An 18,802-nucleotide genomic window follows, 5' to 3' on the forward strand; every position below is an offset into this window, starting at 1 on the left:
TTTTTGATTTGATCAAATCATTTGTTTTTCTTGATGGGTTAATCATAACGATGAATCATGTCAAAATATGATACTGTTTAGAGAGTCCGATACGACAACCACAATTCTGACCTGCCTGACCAAAGAAATCTGCTTTCTTGCAGCGCTCTCCATTGACTTTAAGAGCTACATCATCAGGTTCTTTTCTAAGTTCCCAGACTGTTGACGGGATACAGTCCAATATCTATAGTGTATTTATGTACGAAGTACACAAACTTAACGGGAGAATCTCTAAATGTCCACTAAAAAGAGATGGGTTATCACGGTTGTTGTCGTGGCAGCCATTGCCGTCGTTGTTGGAACTGGCCTTTTTGTCAAACACTTCATAGATGCTTTAGTGACTGACCCGGAGGATCGTAAACAAGCCGAGAATCTAACTCCTGCACCTTCTCCGAAACCTGGGCAAACCCGAACCGACCTTGGGAACCTTCGCACGGATGACAATGACCAAGTTGATCTAGTGCTGAAAGATGCTTTAAAGCCTGAGATCGTTGTTGCAGAGAGTGACGCCGTCAATATCATGCACCATATGACCCACCAAAAGGTAAAGGCCAAGGAAAAGTGGATCTCAATCGAAATGACGCCGGAACGGGTGCAGCTGCTGGAACAGATCATTCAAGTCAAGGGGACGAGTTGGATTAATTACGCAAGGATGCTCGATATCGCGAAGAAATGGGAGGCCGGCGACTTTTCTACCGTCGATGAGGATCACAACTTTTTTTGGATGGTCGAAAATGGATCGATCGGGAAAGCGAAAGGCGTTCTTACGGAGAAAGAGGAACAGGAATTCATCAAGAATACATTTCATAAACAATAAGGAGCCCTCAGCGGCTTCTTTTTTTGCCCATAAAAAAAGGCCGTCTCCTGCAAGGCAGCCCCTTCTCGCTATTGATCTATCCACCATTAGTGGAGCGTAAATACCACCCCACGCTTCTGCCATGCTTCCGACACGCTGATATGCCGCGACAGGGCATTCACGTTTGGGCGCTGGGCGCGTATCCTATCGGGAAAGGATTTTGATTTACGGAGGCATTGACAGTGGGATACTATGTGACAGTTGAGCCGGGGGTACAACTCTATGTGGAGGACATCAACCCGGCAGGAAGCAAAACGATCGTGTTTCTTCATGGTTGGCCGCTTAATCATGACCAGTTCGAATATCAGTTCAACGTGCTGCCGGGCATGGGTTACCGCTGCATCGGCATCGACTGGCGTGGCTTCGGCAAGTCGGACCGACCCTACGGTGGATATCATTTAGAACGACTTGCGGACGATATTCGCGCCGTCGTTGATGCGCTGCAGCTGAAAGACTTCGTGCTCGCCGGGCATTCGACCGGTGGAGCGATCGCGATCAAATACATCGTGCGGTACAATGGCGGCGGCGTATCCAAACTCGTACTCATTGACGCGGCGGCGCCGCGCGGTTTCACCAAAGAGACGGCAGCGCAGCTGCTGAAGCAGTCGTTGAACGACCGGGCAAACATGATGCTCGGCGTAACCGACATTTTCTTCTTCCGGTACATCAGCAAGCCATTCGCGGACTGGTTTGTTCAGATGGGCATGCAGGCTGCCGGGTGGTCGACGGCCGCGATCATCGTCATGCTGCGGGACTTTGATTTAACTGCCGACCTGTCACACATCCAGGTTCCAACGCTGATCGTGCATGGCATTCACGACCAGGTCATTCCATTCAGCCAGGCGGAGGAGATGCAGCGGTTAATCCCTCATTCGCAGCTCGTGCCGTTCATGTATAGCGGCCACGGTTCATTCTACGACGAACGCGACAAGTTTAATGAGCTCATGCAGGAGTTCGTCGGGAATGCACGGCACGCCCCGCTGCGGGTACCGCAATAGCAGCACGATAGGCAAATTGAAAAAACGACAGCCTTTATGCTGGTTGTCGTTTTTTCGCTTCCCTGATGATGCACAAGTTGGTCAAAAAGTTAAGATTCTCTTTAAAGGAGAAATGGCAACATCTTATTCTGGTCTGTCGGGAGCTAAGAAGGTATCTATATTGCCGAGCATAAAACCAGACAAGGCTAAATAGTCTGAAGAGCAGGTCCTACGTGAAGCTATCAATAGCAAGGAAGCCGCAGAGATTAAAATATTTGTTCCAACAGCTATAAAGTTCAATGATAAATCACATCTATGGACAGTCCGATTCAAAGATGGAGTTTTAACAGATACACAAAAAGAAGAAAAAAAGTCTCCAAATACCAGATAAATAAAAGCTTGGTCAAATGACCAAGCTTTTTTGTTCATTGCTGACAACTTCACTTCCAAATGATCTACCAATAAATCATTTGGAATGCATGCCGTTCACCAAATCTCGCAGCGGCCCCAGGTCGGCCGTCGCGTCGTACGGATAACGATTCAGCACCTGCAGCAGCAGTTTACGCAGCGTTCCGTTGTCCGTTTTCTTCAGAAGATCTTCCACTTGCACAATCAGCTGCTTATACTCCTGAATATGATCGGGTCCGTACACCTCGAATTCAAAGAAGGAGTTTCCGAATACGGTGGCACGTTTCACACCCTGGAATTTGACGTAACGCGCCTGCTGCGGATCGAACGTAATGATATCCAGAAGATTGCCCTTAGAGGTGATCACTCCGTCACCGCCGGACACATTCGTCCAATTCGTTTTGTCCGTAGATACGAGCAGCTGGTATTTTTCGGCGTAGGCTCCTTGCCATTTGATGATGACCTTGCCGACGTCTTTTGGCTTGCCCAGATCGACGATAAACCACGCGTCATCCACGTAAGCGCTCGACCATCTGGACAGTGGAGACATATCCCCGTCAACCGCCTTGTCAGAAGAGTAATACGGGAATTCGAGTTCGGACGACTCCGCGGCCTGATGGAGCGCCAAATTATCGCCGCTCAGCAGCTCGATCGGTTTATTGTAGATCAAGACGTTATCCAATACGCCCTGATACGCATTCGTTTCGCTTCCGATCCGCAGCGTCGGCAGCACAAGCGTATTTAATTTCGGATATTGTTCCTCCAGCCTTTCCACGTATTCGTCCAGATTAACGAACAGTGTCACGCCTTTTTTGTCGCCCTTCAGCGTAATATGCGTCCACTTGCCTTCCGGAACCGAGTAGTTAAACGTACTGTCGTAATGCTCCTTTGAGAAACCAAGCTTGCCGCTGCTGCCTTGTTTCAATTTTAGCGTTCCGGCCGGAGATTCCATCAATACAGCGTTATCGGGGTTGTTTTTGTCAGGTTTGATCCACATCGAAACCGTCCAGCCGAAACCTAAGGCATCGATCGGCGTTTGAATATAGCTCTTCCCGCCATTCAGTCGAACACCATTGCCGTATTTTCCTTCCGTCATATTGACGTTCACGCCCTTGCCGTCAAAGCGGTTTCCGGATTCGTCCTTGAATTTGTTCTCAAAAAGATACGAAATGACTTTGTTATCATTGTTGCTTACGGTGATTTTGTGGGACATGTCAGCGTTTGGCGCATCGGCGATTGCCTTCGCCCGCTGCTCGAATTTCTCGTAGGATCGGTCATCCCTCGTTCCGGTCCACATTTTTTCCGAGACCGCTTGAATCCCCGGAAGCAGACGTTCATGCGAATCGTCCATCGACAGGCCGTTGGCTTCAGACACGTCATTCCATAAGCAGAACATACCGCCTTTGACGCGCGGATGGCCGTAAGGAAGTGTCGTCGTTTCCCACTTCACCGGCTCCCACTCATTGTAGATGAATTGGGAATTCAAATAGTCGCCGTATAGAGTAGGGACGATATACATGTATACGTTTTGGGCGTTGATGATGTCATAGCCGAGATCCACTGCCTGCTGCGGAGAACCATAAGGTTCATGCCATATGTTCATGGTAGCGTCGGTGCTGATCGGCGTCGTGCCGTTATGTTGTGTAAGTTCGCCCCACAAATGCGGATGTTTGCCTTTGCTGTTGATATGTTTGATCATCGTATCGATGTATCCGCGGAACACTTCGGAATTCCCGCCGTATTCGTCTGTGCCGATGTTGACGTCCGGACCGATGAATGTCGGATCATTCCCGTCCACATATTCATCCCACAAAGACTTAACGAACTGAACGGTTTCCGGTTTGGTAATATCGAGGCCCCGTTCATTTCCAAGCGCCGGATTGTAGGAAGTGAATGCTCGGGAATGCCCCGGCGTATCGATCTCCGGAATGATGTTTATGCCGTATTCCATGCCCAGCAGCTGCAGATCCTTGAATTCCTGCTTCGTATAATGGCCGTTCGGACTCGCCAGCCCTGGATAGGTGGTGCTTTCGAGCCGGAATGCGGCCGTCGTGCCGTCCGCAAACGGTGTGCCGACGTCATCGTTCAAATGGATTTGGAATGTGTTCATTTTGTACCAGGACAACAATTTCACGTAATTTCGGAGAAAATCGATCGTATAAAACTTGCGTGCGACGTCGATCATCAATCCGCGCTGGGCGTATTTCGGATAATCCATGGCTTCGCCTCTCGGAATCGTCCGGTCCGGATGCTGCTTGATGATTTGCAGCGCGGTTCTCGTACCGTAAAACGCTCCTTTGGCGGACACGGAAGCGATCGAAACGTAATCGCCGACCTTGAACCGGTTGCCTTCTTCGCCGAGCCTTGTCAGGGATGGATCGATGGACAAATACAAATCGCCGACCTTCGGTTTGCCGCTTACAATCTTGAGATCATATCCGGTCAAATCCAGCAAATCCCGGCGGGTCAGCTCGGCCGCATTCCGCAAAGCGGATTCGTCTTGCGAATTCACGACGATGCGCGAAGAGTTTTTTAGCCTAAACTCGCCCGTATCCCCGTATCATTCCTGCAGGGAAGGAATGACGTCCGGTTCGGCGTTCCGGTCCAGAGTTTGCTTATGCAGTCCCGGCACCACGACGGGAATGTTCCCTGAAATCAGCTTCCGGTTCGGGTCTTCCTCATCTTCCACTTGTACGATGAGATTGACTTTTGCATCCACCAGCGGTGTACGGATTTGGCCGTCCTGGTCGATAACAGGCTGGCGGTCGCTTCCATACAGGCTGATTTGATAACCCTCAGGCACGTCCACATCCGACCAATCGAGTTTCGTTTGTCCAGGCTGGACCTTCAATGACGCAGAGACATTATCGATAATCGTTTGCAAATCATGTAATTGGTACACTTCGAACTCATAAAAAGAGTATCCGTACAGCGTGCCTTCGACAGGCGCCCGTTTGACACCCTGGAATTTTACGTACCTTACCTCTCGCACAGAGAAGTCGATCGTTTCGACACCACCTTTGCATTGTATAATGCCGTCATTATCCCTGACGTTCTCCCAGTTCTCACCGTCGGCCGACACAAGGATTTTGTAAGTGTCGGCAGGGGTTTGCCAGCGAATCACGACGCGGTCGATATTCTGCGGTTCGCCCAAGATCAACGTAAAACCACTGGTCATCTTCTATTGCGGAAGACCATCTGGTGTTTCCTTTCCCGTCCACGGCAAGCTCCGGATTCAAATAGTCAACTTCGTTGCCGGAAGCGAAAACCGGTTTATTCAGAGCCAAATTGGTTCCGCTGAACGTGGAGGATGCAGCCATCAGACTAGCGGCTTCATCCTCTTGGGGCACCTGTGGGGGCGTACCGGGATCCTCGCCGTAAACGGCATCGGTGACATTTGGGGGCTTATCGCCATTTTCTTCTTGCAGTTGAGGCGGCAGATCATTTGGCCCGACAGCTGAAGCATGCATGATGTCCTGAGTTACGGGCTTCGCGAGCGCGGCTGTCGGTTGAACGGCAGGCGTCAGCATGACAGCAGCGGCTAGCAGTACAGAAAAGGCTTTCATTTTTGTTTTCATCATTGGTCCCTCCATGCATGATTTGGTTTGATGGAAAAGCCTTATATTATCTCGTCAAACGAATGGATCCCTCCTTTCACGGAATTTGGAACATGCCTTATATTGTAACCGCTTTCAAAAAAAACAAAATTCTCGTTCCCACTTCCTTCTTTACTCGCGAACTTACGCAGCATCCGGGGCACACACTTCCCAAGCCCGGACGCCGCGGATATCCGCCATGATTACTTCGCAGCGAGTGATTCTGTTGAATATTAGGCTTTCCCACATCGTCTCACAGATTTCAACAATCAAACGCCCGCTTCTTCCTTCTGATACATCTCTGTCATTTTGATGCTTCTGCCCTGCTGCAGACGAGATCGTTCGGAAGCGAAGGCCATCAAATGGCTTTGCAGGGAAGCTGTAGCCGATGTAAGGCCTTGGGTCATGTTGCGATCAAACTTATGTACATTTTGGAGGAAGGAACTCACCATGCGCTCATCCCCTCCGCCGTGACCGTCTCCCTGAACGCTGCATTTAATTTCAACCTCTTCTCCCGTCGTATAGCGGTACAGCGTAAATGCGCCCTTATCCATATCGCCAATGATCTCACCCTGCGTGCCCATAATCTGCACACGGCGAGTAGCACTCTTGGTCAATCCTGACATAATAAAGCTAGCGTTGGCACCGCTGACAAATTCCATATTGACGACCTGATGATCGACAACATTGTTATCGCAGCGATAGACGCAGCGGCCGAACGGTCCTTCTTTAAGGGCCCGGATAATGCCTTCCTGTGATAAATCGTGCGTCATATAGCGCGCCCAATGATCGGCAGGCTGCTCCAAATACATTTTAATCGCTGAAAAGGCACATTCCCTCTCTGCTTCGCAGCCATCGATGCAGCGGTCGGCTGCACCCTCCGGCGCGTTCTCGGCTTTAAAATGAAGCAATGAGCCAAAGGAGCTGACCGCTGTGCACGGCTCATCCATCAGCCAGGAAATGAGGTCCAGGTCATGGCAGGATTTAGCCAAAATCATCGGGCTTGTTTCCTCGGAATTGCGCCAGTTGCCGCGTACGTAGCTATGAATCATATGGTGATAGCCTACGTTCTCTGTCAGCTGAATGGTGCCGATTGCCCCCAGCTCCCCATCCTCGATGCATTTCTTGATGCCCGACCAGAACGGGGAATAACGAAGCACATGCGTGACCGCCAGCAAACGCTTATGCTTAAGGGAAGCTTGCTCCAGTTCGATGCATTCCCGCACATTCGGTGACATCGGTTTCTCCAGCATGACATGGTAGCCAAGCTCCAGCGCTTTCAATGCCGGTATATAATGCATCCGATCAAGCGTGCAGATGATCATTACGTCGGCTATTTTTCCCTGCTCGAATGCTTGTTCCCATGAATGATAAACATGCTCTTCAGCGATTTGATGAATCTCGGCAAAATGTTGTCTGCGTTCATCATCCGGCTCGGCAACTGCAACAAACTTCAGCTCATTCGGGAATTTTTCCGCATATGGTCCATAGATGTATCTTCCTCTGCTGCCTGCGCCTAATAGTACAGCCGTTAATGCTTTCAATGTTCTTCCCCCTTGCCTATACAATGGCATCGATCATGATTTCATTGTAAGGGGTGACTCCGCGCATCAAAAGAGATCATTGATTACATCCCATATACATTTATTGACCTTGCTGCATCGTTTCGGCACGGGCCGTACGAAAATCCTGAGGTGTCATATCATTTTGCTTCTTAAAGAAGCGGATAAAGGCAAGCGCTGAATTGTAGCCGAGCTTGGCGGCAATTTCATTGACCTTCATGGATGTATTGAGCAGCATGTCCTTTGCCATGACATTGCGGTAATCATTTACGTATGTAGACAGTCCAATGCCCGTGATCTGCTTGTAAAGCCTTGATAAATAGGATGGATTCAAACTGACATAATCTCCAAGCGCGGTAAGGGATATATCATCCGCAATATGCTCCTCTATATAGCGATGCACTTTATTGACGACCTCTGCGGGCAGCTCTGTTCCCCTGATCGCATTCCATTCAAAATAGCACTCCGCAATTTGCCAATAGTAAGGAATGAGCTCTGTCCATGAAGCGGTTTTCTCCTGGCGGAACAGCAAATCCAAATTCATCTGGGTATTTATGTAATCTCGCATCTCTTTATTTTTGTGCAAATGCGCCAGAAATACCGCAGATAGTGAATGGTACAGCTCAACCTTTCGACCATCCGGAGTATCCGGATCTTTCCAGCTGTCTGTCAATTCAACAAACAGTTTATTGAACTGCTCCCGGTGATTATTTTCCAGACAGCTCATCAGCAGCTGTACTCGAGCGTGGAACATGCCGTCATGATAGCTTTTTGCCCTCTCTTTTTCTTCGGACTTCTGAAAATCTTGATCGGTCATAATGATTTCATGGAACAAGCCACGGCCTTGCATAAGACCGTATTTCATCGCATGAAAACGATCCGACAGCCGATTCCATGGAACGGCCTCGCTGCAAATGAGAAAAGATACGGAGAGACTCAGCAACTTTTTGCTGGTAGCCTGGATTGCCTCCAAATTGCCGCTCACATAGCGATATGCCCGGGTCCATTCCATCGTACCGGTATCCGCCGTTAGCTCCGGACTGGCTTTGGGCTGAAAGATCCATACCATTTTGTTCATGTCAAATACGACGGAGAAGCAGCGCAAATGGGCGGATAAATACTCATCGGCGATATTTTGAAGAGCGTAAGCGAGCAAAGCCTTGTCCGGCGCCGTGAATATTTCCTTCCAGGCATCGATCCGGCCAATCAGCAAATAGACCGGCAGCGATGCGTCGAGCGGAATGTCCATTTCCGCAAAAGCGTCCCGAAGCTGCTGCCCTGTCATCATCTTGCCTTGAAATAAGCCCCAAATATATTCCTTCTGCAAGGAGGGCAGCGCTTTTCTCATTTTGGACTGGGCCCGCAAGATCATTTGCGCCTGATCCTGTTCCTCTTCTATTTCCTCTATCGCCCGCTCAACGGTATGAATGATCTTCTCGTCGCTCTCCACTTTCAGCAAATAATCAAAAGCCCCAAACGTCAGGGCGCTCTTCGCATAGTGAAAATCATTGTAACCTGTCAATAAAATTACTTTGCACTTCGGCCACTGCGATTTTATTTCCTTCAGCAGCTCAATACCCTCTATGCCAGACATCTTAATATCCGAAATCACAATATCCATTCGGTGATGAGATAGTACCTCCAATGCCTCATCGCCTGAATAGGCTTTCATGACTTCAAGCTCCAAATGATCCGTCTTCTCGAACAACTCCAGAAGACCATCTACGATAATCGGCAGATCATCTACGATTAGAAGCCTGTACATGGCGATTCCTCCTTAGCTCATGCTCAGTTTAATAATAGCTTGAAGCCCGCCAAGCTCAGAGCGTGATACGGTGATCCCAAACTCTTCTCCATAACGAAGCTGAATTCTGCGATGAACATTAAACAGGCCGGTTGTCTCCTCAATCTGGTTTGTTGAATAACGCAGCTTCTTGCCTAGCGCTTCGATCTCTTCGTCCGTAATAAACTCGCCGTTATCTTCTACATATATGTACAAAGCATCATTTCGCAACTTGCTGTGCACCCATAGCTCACCCGTGCCCAGCATATTGCCGAGCGCGTACTTATAAGCATTCTCAATAATAGGCTGCAAAATCAATCGGGGCACTTCAATCGGCTGGGCTTCGACGTCAAACAGTACTTGTATTCGATCCCCGTAACAGATCGACTGCATCTCCACATAAGTGCGGGAATGCTCAAGCTCCATCTCCAGCAGGATGTCGTCATCATTATGGCGAGTAATGAATTGAAAATATTGCCCGATGTATAAACAAAACTGGTAGGCTTTTTCCTTCTGGCTATCGGATTTAATCAAACGGCAAAGCACGAAAAAGCAGTTATATAAAAAATGAGGATTAATTTGCGATTGCAATCTTTTCAGCTCCGAACGCTGCGTGCGAATTTGCTGCTCATAATTTTCCTCAATCAGTGTTTTCAAAGATTTCACCGTATCGTTAAAAGCCTGGTATAAATAGCCGAACTCATCCTTCCTGCGGTCGATCAGGATCGGCTCCAGCTCGTTTTGCTGCATGCGGCGGAAAGAACGCACCAGCTTGATCAACGGACGGTAGATTAACCGGATTAAAAAATAGGTAAAGAAAAATACAATAATAACGGCAAGCACGCAGGCCCACCAAAATAAAGCTTTATATACCTGCAGCGAACCGAGAATCATCTCTTCAGGAATGCTCGTTACCATGTAACAATTCCAGAGGCTGGAATACTTGAATACGGTTAGAAATCGCTTACTTTTATAATGGATCGTATCATAGCCTTCTTCCACGTTCGCTGCCTGCTTCTCAAAAGCCAGCTGCTTCATCAGATCATGCAATTCAAGGTCGGAGCCGCTGTTGATTTCCCAATGGCGCTCCAGATTAAACAATACGGTCTGTCCTCCCCTGCTATTGCCGATTTGCGCTAAGGTCTCTTTAATTTTGCCGGTTGAGAGCTCTACGCCTACCACATAGAGCGGGTCTTTTTTGCCTGCAGGGTACTGCATCGTAATAAACAGCCGGTCCTGCCAATAAATAAAAGGCCCCGTATACAGCTTCTTGTCTGGCTGCATCGCTTCATATTCTTCCGCATTCAGCTTGGTTTCATAGCTGTTGCTCAGCACCGTGCGCTCGATCTGCGGAATGTACGCCTTCGACTCGCGAATAAACGGACTGGAATTTTTCATTAAATCCAAGCGGTGCTGAATATCCAATATTTTATAAGACCGCTCATAGAAGTTCATCTGCTCACCTGTCGCCGCTACTTCCATTAAATCCCTGTCCATGACGTAGTTAGGTAAATATCGGCTGATCCGGTCTGCTTCCTGGTCCAGAGAGTCTAGATAAAACCGTGTCGTATTCAAGATCGAATCGGATATTTCACTGCGGATATGATTGGCCCCTTGCTCATTCATCATCCAGGTAATAGCCATAAGCGGCAGCAAGGCCGCCAAAAAGGCGGCCATTATTTTTTTGAATATAGAGGAATCCTGTAAAAAGAATATACTTTTCATCGTTTGTTCTCCTGTGCCCGAGATCTACGACCTTCCTGCCTATTCTTTTACACTTCCCATTACAATGCCTTTGATGAAAAACCGCTGCAAGAATGGATAGACAATAAGAATCGGGAAAGCCGCAACGAAGATTTGTGCCGCCCTGCTTGTACGGTCTGACAGCTGGAGCATGAGTTCCACATTGTCTGATTTAATAAATCGAAAATCCATCTTAATAATAACGGTTTGCAAAAAGGTTTGCAGCGGGTAATTTTCTGGATGATTCATATAGAGCATGCCATCAAACCAGCTATTCCAATGCCCTACCATCGTGAAAAGCCCGGTAGTCGCCAGTGCGGGCAACGATAGCGGAACATAGATTTTCCAAAGTGTTGCAAAATGCCCGGCTCCGTCAATCCGTGAAGCATCCTCAAGCTCCTTGGGCAAGTTACGGTAAAAGTTCAATAGCAGGATGACGTTGAACACATTGATCGCCGCAGGTAACACCAGCGCCCCGAGAGAATCAATAAGTCCCAAGCTTTTAATGGTCAAATAAGTAGGAATAAGCCCGCCGTTGAACAAAATTGTAAAAACGAAGATCCAGGCATAAACGGTTCTTAGACGAAACGCATTGAGGTCCTTGGATAAAGGATAAGCTGTAACAATCGTTAACAGCATGCTTAATGCCGTCCCTGCTACAACCCGCTCTATAGAAACGCCAAAGGCTCTTAAATATTCAGGCTTACCGAACACATTATCATAAGCTGCCGTTGTAAATTCTACAGGCCACAGCGCAACCTTGCCGGCTGCTGCCGCCGAACCCGAGCTAAAGGAAATCGCCAAAATATGAATAATCGGCATTAAGCATAAAAGAGATATAAACACAAGAAAGAGTAGATTGCTAACTAGAAAAACCCTTCTTCCGAATGACGGTTTCATGACCACGGTCTGTCTCCTTTCTGAATCACCGACTTTTCCACTCTCTTAGAAAATGCGGTAATTCGCTAGTCGGTATGCGAGTACGTAGGATACGGAAATGAAAATAAAAGATACGACTGATTTCAATAAGCCGACAGCTGTGGCAAATCCGAACTGGGCTTGCTGAATCCCCATGCGGTAGACGAAAGTATCAATGATATCGGCACTTTCATAAACCGGCGCGCTGTACAGGTTAAATATTTGATCAAATCCGGCGTTCAGCACATTCCCGATGTTAAGCGTAAGCATTAGAACGATGATCGGCATCATGCCCGGCAGCGTCACGTGAAGGGTTTGTTTCCAGCGTCCTGCGCCATCCATTTCAGCGGCTTCATAAAGCGTAGGGTTAATTCCGGTCAGCGCAGCCAAATAAACAATGGTGCCAAATCCAAATTCCTTCCAAACATCGGAGACGACCATGACATATGGAAACCAGTTATTGTCGCCAAGAAAGAAGATTGGCTTCATGCCGAACCATCCAAGCAGCTGGTTAAATATGCCGGAGGAAGGAGACAAAATATCGACCAAAATACCGCTCAGCAGCACCCAGGATAAAAAATGGGGCAGATAGACCAGGGTTTGGAACGTTCTTTTCATCCATTCCCTACGCAATTCATTAAGCAAAATAGCAATGGTGATCGGCACGAACAAACCGGCAACGATTTTCATTACAGCAATATATACCGTGTTAAAGAAAATACGGCCGATATCCGGATAATCCATTAACAATTGGAAGTTCTTCCATCCGATAAACGGGGAGCCGAACAGCCCTTTATTCGGCACATATTTTTGAAAAGCCATCATGATTCCTGTCATAGGAATGTAACTAAAAATAATAATCAAAGCCAAACCCGGCAGCAGCATCAAATGAAGCGGCCATTCCTTCTTCCACATTCGCATCAGACTATACATACCTTCACCTCGCTGATTCACTTTTCAAGCTGTGCATACCGTACTCAAGAACCTGGTTATTCCAGAAAAAAAGAGGGATTGCATCGATTCAATCCCTCCCTGCGCTGCAGATCCTATTTAAGCGATTTATACCACTCGTTAACTTCTTTCGTGATTTCATCACCGCCAAGCTTCTTCCACTCTGCAACGAATTTATCAAACTCGTCTACGGATACTTGGTTCATTATGATTTTGATGAATATTTCATCACGTTTCTTCGTTAAAATTTCTTGACGGTCTGCCATCGTCGGAGTAGGCGCCCCGTAGAATTTGTTTTGCAGGTATTGCTTGTTCTTTTGAATTTCTGGCACATGAGAAAAGGCTCCATGAGGACCGGAGATTAAATATTCCCACCACATGTTTGTATCTCCTTCAACGTACTGCATGGCGCGTGCATAACGCGTTTTTTGGTCTGCTGTCACAAGGATTCTTTCATCTTTGTTTTCAATGGCTTTGGGCAAGATTTCGCCGTTATTGTCAAACTGTTTGCCGACTCGAAGCGGGTTAAGCAGCCAGTAGTTGTTGCCTTTTTCAACTCGGTCTTTACCATACCCATATACTTTCTGCTCTTCTGTCGGATGATTGTCAGCAACGATCCATTGGTTTAACAAACGGATCACGCCTTCCGGATGCTTGGCTTGTTTAGAGATAACATAGTATTCATCAACGCCAAGACCAATTTGATTCAATGTAGGCTTGTTATCAATTGAAGGGATCGGGAACACTCCCCATTCTTGAACAACCTTGCCGTCTTTCACAGCCCCTTTCGCAAGCTGCGCCGGTGTCCAGGAAGCGCCAAATACCATGCCGATGCTGCCGTCGTAGATGAGCTCAGCAGCTTTTTCCGTATCTTTAACCGAAAACTCGGGATCGATCAACCCTTTTTTGAACATGTCTTGCAGCGCTGCAAGTGCCTTCTTCATCTCAGGCTGAATATCACTGTTCATTAAACCGCCGTTTCCGTCTTCCATCCAAATGTTTTCATAAGCATGATAGCCGTTCAAGAAGGCTCTCAGACCGGTAACGCCTGTCTCTATACTAAAAGGGCTTTTGCTGACCGCAATACCGAAAGCTTCTTTTGTGCCGCCAGGGTTCTTCGCTTTGAACGCTTCGGCAATTTTCAAGAAATCATCCATTGTTTTAGGTTCAGGCAGGCCCAGCTCCTTCAGCCAGTCCGTACGAACGAACAAAAATTGATAGTTGAATGGGTTGTATGAGCTCGGAATCCCCATCATTTTCCCGTCGATCATCGCTGTTTTCATTTGCATGCCGCCGTCCATGGTCAGAAACTTTTTCGTCTCTTCCGTAGCATGCTGATCATAAATTTCGGTCAAATCCATGATCATATCCGCTTCCGTAAGCTCCTTAAGCTGTGTAGCGTTTACTGGCAAGAAATCCGGAAGATCGTTGGATGCGATGGCTATTTTTACCCTCTCTTTAAATTGGCTTATATCTGTAACCCATTTGTTTGTAATTTTGACACCGATATCTTTTTCATAAGCATCATAAACTGAGTTTTTGTCGAAGCTTTCACCTTCGTCAAATTTCAAGTAAGGATCGCTTGGCGAAACCGTTGAGACTTCAATGATATCATGGCCGTTTCCTGTGCCTGTTGTTTCAGTCGGTACCTTGGCATTTCCAGATGATTGGCTTGGCTCAGGCGATGTTTTGCTGCTGCAGCCTGTAAACGCCAATGCAAGCGTCAAGGAGACGATGGCAATTGCCTTTTTGCTCTTCACATTTTACCCCTCCGGTATATTTCGTTTTAGTTTTCGCTGCAAGCTGTGCTGCGGTCTTTCATAATTTTAGTATAGAAAGAAGCTCTCCGCTGTTCTATACACTAGTCTTTACATTCGTATACACCTCTTGACACCAGGCAAAAATCAATTTAAGAAGTGTATCGACAAAAAATCACCGGCATATGTGCCGGTGATTTTTTTATAGATATTTGGTTATTCATGGTGGTCTATTCCTGTGTGACAACGAACCGTGTTATATATTAATGGTTATGACTTCCCTTGCTTAACTCTTTCGATACTTGGGATTCGGTGCCTGGTTCGACAATGACAAACTGCCCCATCATCCCGCTATCCTCATGATACAATAAGTGACAGTGATACATGTACGGTGTATCGGGATCAGGATAGCTTCCAAAGTCGACGGCCAGTCTGACTGTCGTGCCATTCGGAATAAAAACCGTATCTTTTCTCCCACGCTCATATAATGGCGGCAATTCTCCATTCTTGTCCATTACGGTGAATGCTGCATCATGAATATGGAAGTTATGATCCCAACCCTTATTTGTGATCTCCCATATTTCACGTGCGCCAGCCGGAATAACCTCATCAATACGATTCATGTCCATTTCCCTGCCATTAATTGCAGATTTCGTGGTGAGCTCAAATTTACGGACCATTACGTTTTCGGGAACATCGATCAGCGGCTCAGCAGTCAGGTGATTCGGGAGTGGCGTAGAAGCCGATAAACTTGTATCCGCGATCATCTTGACGAGATCAAATTCCCCATTCTCGATCCCGTCATTTCCTGCAAAGCTGTGCAAGATCGTTTCTTCGCCAGGTTCAAACTCCACCACGATCTCTGTACGTTCACCCGGACTTAGCAACAAACGATCTAATAAAACCGGTTCAGGTAAAAGTCCCGCATCATTGCCGACCAGATAAAATGAACGATTATCCGAAAAGCCGATATTATAAGCTCTCGCATTCGAACCATTCAGTAATCTAAAGCGAACCTGACTTGCAGTGATCTCCAGGTAAGGATCGTATGTCCCATTGACTAAGATTTGATTGCCTAACAACCCAAACGGAGTCATACTCATATTTTCGTTAAACGAACCGTCACCCTTAAATAATTTATCCTGGATGATCATCGGGATATCGTTAACACCATATTCCGAAGGCAGCTTTTTAGACTCCTCATCTTCAACGATAAATAATCCTGCAAGACCGCGATAAACGTGCTGCGCTGTCTTCCCATGCAAGTGGGGATGATACCATGTAGTCGCGGCTGGCTGCTCGATTGTCCAATGAGGTTCCCAGGCTGCCCCTGCTTCGATCATCTGATGCGGTCCGCCGTCCATGACTGCGGGTAATCGCATCCCATGCCAATGCAAGGTTGAGCTTTCATTCAATTGATTGATCACATCGAAAGAAACTTGGTCGCCTCGCGAAACCCGGAGAGTCGGACCTAAATAAGATCCGTTAATTCCCCAAGTGGGTGTCTGCTTTCCTTCCAAAAACTCAGTTGATCCTGACTGCATGGTTAAGCTAAAGTGTTTCTTCCCCTCTGACTCCAACTTTGGCTCAAGTATTGGCGGAATTTGCAATGGATTCTTAAATTCGAGCTTACCGACGTTCGTGGTCGTATCCCCATCACATCCAGCTAATGAAAATGCGGATAAAATGAGCAGTAGCGTGAGCAGTTGAAGGTGTTTTTTCATGTTCTTTACTCGCTTTCCTCATTGATGATGAAATCAAATTAAATTTTGAGCATCTTTTTAATTACTGACGTAATCAATCCTGAGCATAATCCCCAAATGCCATGGATAACGATGAATACACTCAATCTTGCCCAGCTTTTTTTGTAAAACGTCTGGCCAGCATGACGGCGAATATCCCCCCGGCTAAAGGTAATATCATAGAAAGAGCCCCGATGAGCGTGACCGGCAACATGTTCATTTGCCGCAACACGATCCGCACGATGAATTCAAAAAGGATAAACCCTCCTAACATGCCAGCAACAAAAGCGAGAAACAGCATTCCCGTCTTCTTCATTCCTATGTCTCCCCCATGTCCCCTTTTATTCTCAATAAGTCTACATGTGACTCGTTTATGTAATGATCATATTAGAGGAATATTGTGAACTTATGACGATGAGTTGCGGTACCTGTGAACTTTTAAAAAGATGATATCTTAGAAGCAGGTTAATGACGAAAAGACAATGTAAAACGATCACAAAAAAGGCCAACCAGAAGATTCTGGTTAGCCTGATAATATGAAACGCACGCATAAAAGCACTGTAGATGCTTTTGAATTGCAACTATTTTCAATGAATTATTTAATGATGGATCAGAATATTGATAAGTTTCCCGAATGGGTCTCTGACAAAAAAGCGCCGAAATCCCCATGGCTCCTCAGTAGGTCCATACTCGATGGAAATGCCTGCTTCTTTTATACGAGTTAACGCGGCATCAAGATCATCAACCTCAATTGACAGATCAGGCACAGGTGCTCCGGATCCTCCTTCTGACAGGAAACTAACCTGAGCTCCCATTTTCCCATGCGAACCGTATGTTGCAATAAATCCCATATCCATTAGTTGATCAAGTCCAAGTAACTCCCCGTAAAAATACGAAGCTTTTGAAGTATCCTGCGTCCCAACATTTGCAACAATTCGTTTGATCTTCATTTTTCATCCTCCTAAAGTTTGATATCAAATTTTTACTCAACCATGGTCCCGTTCGAGGAACAATTTAGGTCCTTCTGTTCTCCCAATTATTTTATCCATGCTCATATCTCCGCTCATCTATCCTTTCGCCATTTCCCTCATCATCAACAACGCGTTCAAGAACAAGCCTAGCGATATGACGGGATGTACCGCAGCCGCAAATCCGATTTCTTCCGAGAAGACAGCCGTCGCGAAAGATCAAAGGATTAGGCCGATCAGCACCAAACTCTTAATTTTAATGCCCTTGGGCAGTCTGGCCGGAAAAGACAATATAAACAACAAAACGGGGATGGGCGCGAAATACATGGCAAAATTGCCGTGCATCCCCCATTGAGACGAATCTACATACAGCACGAATCCAGCCAAGAACACCTGTAACGCGATACAGATCGAAAAAAGTATGTTCAATATGCTTAAACCCAGCCGCGCGTATTGAGCTGCTGGGCAGCGAAGAGCGGGTTGCGGTCAATTTCTGTACATCCATCGTTTAATGATTCCTCCCTTAGATTGGCCTTTCGGAAACCGCACGAATGGTGTAGGGGTACGGATCCAATTGAAACTCCCCTTCTGTAGGATCGAGAATCGTCATTCGAATCGGATGAACTTCTGGAATCTTCATCGAAGGATACCATCCGATGGCCATATCCCCCAGGATGAACATTCCGTACTCGTCACCGAGCATCTGAAACGTCTTTCCGTCACCGACATAACGCGTGACATCGAATCGAGAATCTAGGCGCTGAATTGCCTCGGATACACTGCCGCGAAGCGGAAAGCCGATCTCGCTGACATTCAAAATGGATTTGTGATCGAAAGGCTCTGTTAAGGCATTGTCCATTCGATGCCGAGCGATGAACTCCACCAGATTCCCCGAAGGATCTTCGAAGTAGAAGGCATGCGCATCCGTTCCTTCGAAATAAGCGATATTTTCGTTTGCCTGGATTCCTGCGTACGGAAGGGGAGCAGCGGAAAGCACCTGACAGCCCTTGGCAAGAAGCCAGCTTTTCGCTTCGTGAATTTGGTTCTCGGGGATATTCATAGCAAAATGGTAAGATGGCAGTACCCTTTCCCCCTCCTCGCGAACGAAAGTCAACCGCGTTTCACCGGCAACGATTGTGATTGAATGTTCCGTTAAATCTGCTAACGCAAATCCAAGTCTTTCAGTGTAGAACTCCTTCAGTTCAGCTAACCGGGCGGTTCTCAGTTCCAATTCAATGATTCTCATCTCACTACCTCCTCCAGATTTTTGAGTTTGTCAGGATTTACAACTGCATAGAATCTCCTTCAAATGCTCTCATTAAACAAGACGGGAAGAGGGCCGATAATGTGACAAAATAAAAACGGCGGATAATTGTACATATCATTAAATCTTCTAAATAATAAATTGGGGGACAACAGCGCAATGAAGAAATAAAGCTTTCGTGCGAGACAGCTATTAAAAAAAAAAAGTCACAACCATGATTCATGGCTGTGACTTTTCA

Annotated in this window: 17 protein-coding genes; 2 read left to right on the top strand and 15 right to left on the bottom strand. The window is 46.9% G+C overall.

Annotated features, from left to right (window positions below):
- Positions 1 to 274 precede the first annotated feature (274 nt).
- Positions 275 to 856: a DUF6241 domain-containing protein gene (locus tag ABIE48_RS16090; protein ID WP_145018708.1), complete on the top strand. Its 582-nt coding sequence runs from the start codon at positions 275 to 277 to the stop codon at positions 854 to 856.
- A 221-nt stretch (positions 857 to 1,077) separates the two neighbouring features.
- Positions 1,078 to 1,893 (top strand): alpha/beta fold hydrolase, encoded by an 816-nt coding sequence (locus ABIE48_RS16095; RefSeq protein ID WP_145018705.1) that lies wholly within the window; start codon positions 1,078 to 1,080, stop codon positions 1,891 to 1,893.
- Positions 1,894 to 2,016: 123 nt separating this feature from the next.
- Here ABIE48_RS16095 and ABIE48_RS16100 read toward each other — a convergent pair whose 3' ends face one another.
- The 15 genes from ABIE48_RS16100 to ABIE48_RS16170 all read right to left on the bottom strand — a co-directional run bounded on the left by ABIE48_RS16100 (position 2,017) and on the right by ABIE48_RS16170 (position 18,546).
- Positions 2,017 to 2,301 (bottom strand): hypothetical protein, encoded by a 285-nt coding sequence (locus ABIE48_RS16100; protein WP_192713931.1) that lies wholly within the window; start codon positions 2,299 to 2,301, stop codon positions 2,017 to 2,019.
- Between the two features lie 37 nt (positions 2,302 to 2,338).
- A complete protein-coding gene (locus ABIE48_RS16105; RefSeq protein WP_354519271.1) occupies positions 2,339 to 4,792 on the bottom strand; it encodes a family 20 glycosylhydrolase in 2,454 nt (817 codons plus the stop codon).
- 48 nt (positions 4,793 to 4,840) lie between these two features.
- Positions 4,841 to 5,434, bottom strand: coding sequence for a discoidin domain-containing protein (locus tag ABIE48_RS16110; RefSeq protein WP_354519273.1), 594 nt, complete (start codon positions 5,432 to 5,434; stop codon positions 4,841 to 4,843).
- Positions 5,346 to 5,861 carry a discoidin domain-containing protein gene (locus ABIE48_RS16115; RefSeq protein WP_354519275.1) on the bottom strand — a complete coding sequence of 172 codons (516 nt, stop codon included), beginning with the start codon at positions 5,859 to 5,861 and terminating at the stop codon, positions 5,346 to 5,348. The genes ABIE48_RS16110 and ABIE48_RS16115 overlap by 89 nt, the downstream gene beginning before the upstream one ends.
- Positions 5,862 to 6,145: 284 nt before the next feature.
- Positions 6,146 to 7,420, bottom strand: a complete 1,275-nt coding sequence (locus ABIE48_RS16120) for a Gfo/Idh/MocA family protein (protein ID WP_192713930.1) — start codon at positions 7,418 to 7,420, stop codon at positions 6,146 to 6,148.
- Positions 7,421 to 7,520: 100 nt separating this feature from the next.
- Entirely contained in the window at positions 7,521 to 9,203 is a 1,683-nt protein-coding gene (locus ABIE48_RS16125; RefSeq protein ID WP_192713929.1) for a response regulator, read from the bottom strand.
- 12 nt (positions 9,204 to 9,215) lie between these two features.
- On the bottom strand, positions 9,216 to 10,946 hold the full coding sequence (locus ABIE48_RS16130) for a sensor histidine kinase (RefSeq protein ID WP_192713928.1): 1,731 nt from the start codon (positions 10,944 to 10,946) through the stop codon (positions 9,216 to 9,218).
- 39 nt (positions 10,947 to 10,985) lie between these two features.
- On the bottom strand, positions 10,986 to 11,864 hold the full coding sequence (locus ABIE48_RS16135) for a carbohydrate ABC transporter permease (RefSeq protein ID WP_192713927.1): 879 nt from the start codon (positions 11,862 to 11,864) through the stop codon (positions 10,986 to 10,988).
- Between the two features lie 45 nt (positions 11,865 to 11,909).
- The gene (locus ABIE48_RS16140; protein WP_192713926.1) at positions 11,910 to 12,815 is read right to left on the bottom strand and encodes an ABC transporter permease; all 906 of its coding nucleotides are present in this window, start codon (positions 12,813 to 12,815) and stop codon (positions 11,910 to 11,912) included.
- Between the two features lie 113 nt (positions 12,816 to 12,928).
- Entirely contained in the window at positions 12,929 to 14,593 is a 1,665-nt protein-coding gene (locus ABIE48_RS16145; protein WP_192713925.1) for an extracellular solute-binding protein, read from the bottom strand.
- Between the two features lie 260 nt (positions 14,594 to 14,853).
- Entirely contained in the window at positions 14,854 to 16,314 is a 1,461-nt protein-coding gene (locus ABIE48_RS16150) for a multicopper oxidase family protein (protein WP_145018684.1), read from the bottom strand.
- Positions 16,315 to 16,435: 121 nt separating this feature from the next.
- On the bottom strand, positions 16,436 to 16,648 hold the full coding sequence (locus tag ABIE48_RS16155; protein WP_192713924.1) for a hypothetical protein: 213 nt from the start codon (positions 16,646 to 16,648) through the stop codon (positions 16,436 to 16,438).
- Between the two features lie 283 nt (positions 16,649 to 16,931).
- Entirely contained in the window at positions 16,932 to 17,282 is a 351-nt protein-coding gene (locus ABIE48_RS16160; RefSeq protein ID WP_192713923.1) for a VOC family protein, read from the bottom strand.
- Between the two features lie 237 nt (positions 17,283 to 17,519).
- A complete protein-coding gene (locus ABIE48_RS16165) occupies positions 17,520 to 17,645 on the bottom strand; it encodes a DUF6220 domain-containing protein (protein ID WP_354520649.1) in 126 nt (41 codons plus the stop codon).
- Between the two features lie 178 nt (positions 17,646 to 17,823).
- Entirely contained in the window at positions 17,824 to 18,546 is a 723-nt protein-coding gene (locus tag ABIE48_RS16170) for a VOC family protein (protein WP_145018674.1), read from the bottom strand.
- Between the last annotated feature and the right edge of the window lie 256 nt (positions 18,547 to 18,802).

Source organism: Paenibacillus sp. OAE614, assembly GCF_040546645.1.
Classification (GTDB): domain Bacteria; phylum Bacillota; class Bacilli; order Paenibacillales; family Paenibacillaceae; genus Paenibacillus_AQ; species Paenibacillus_AQ favisporus.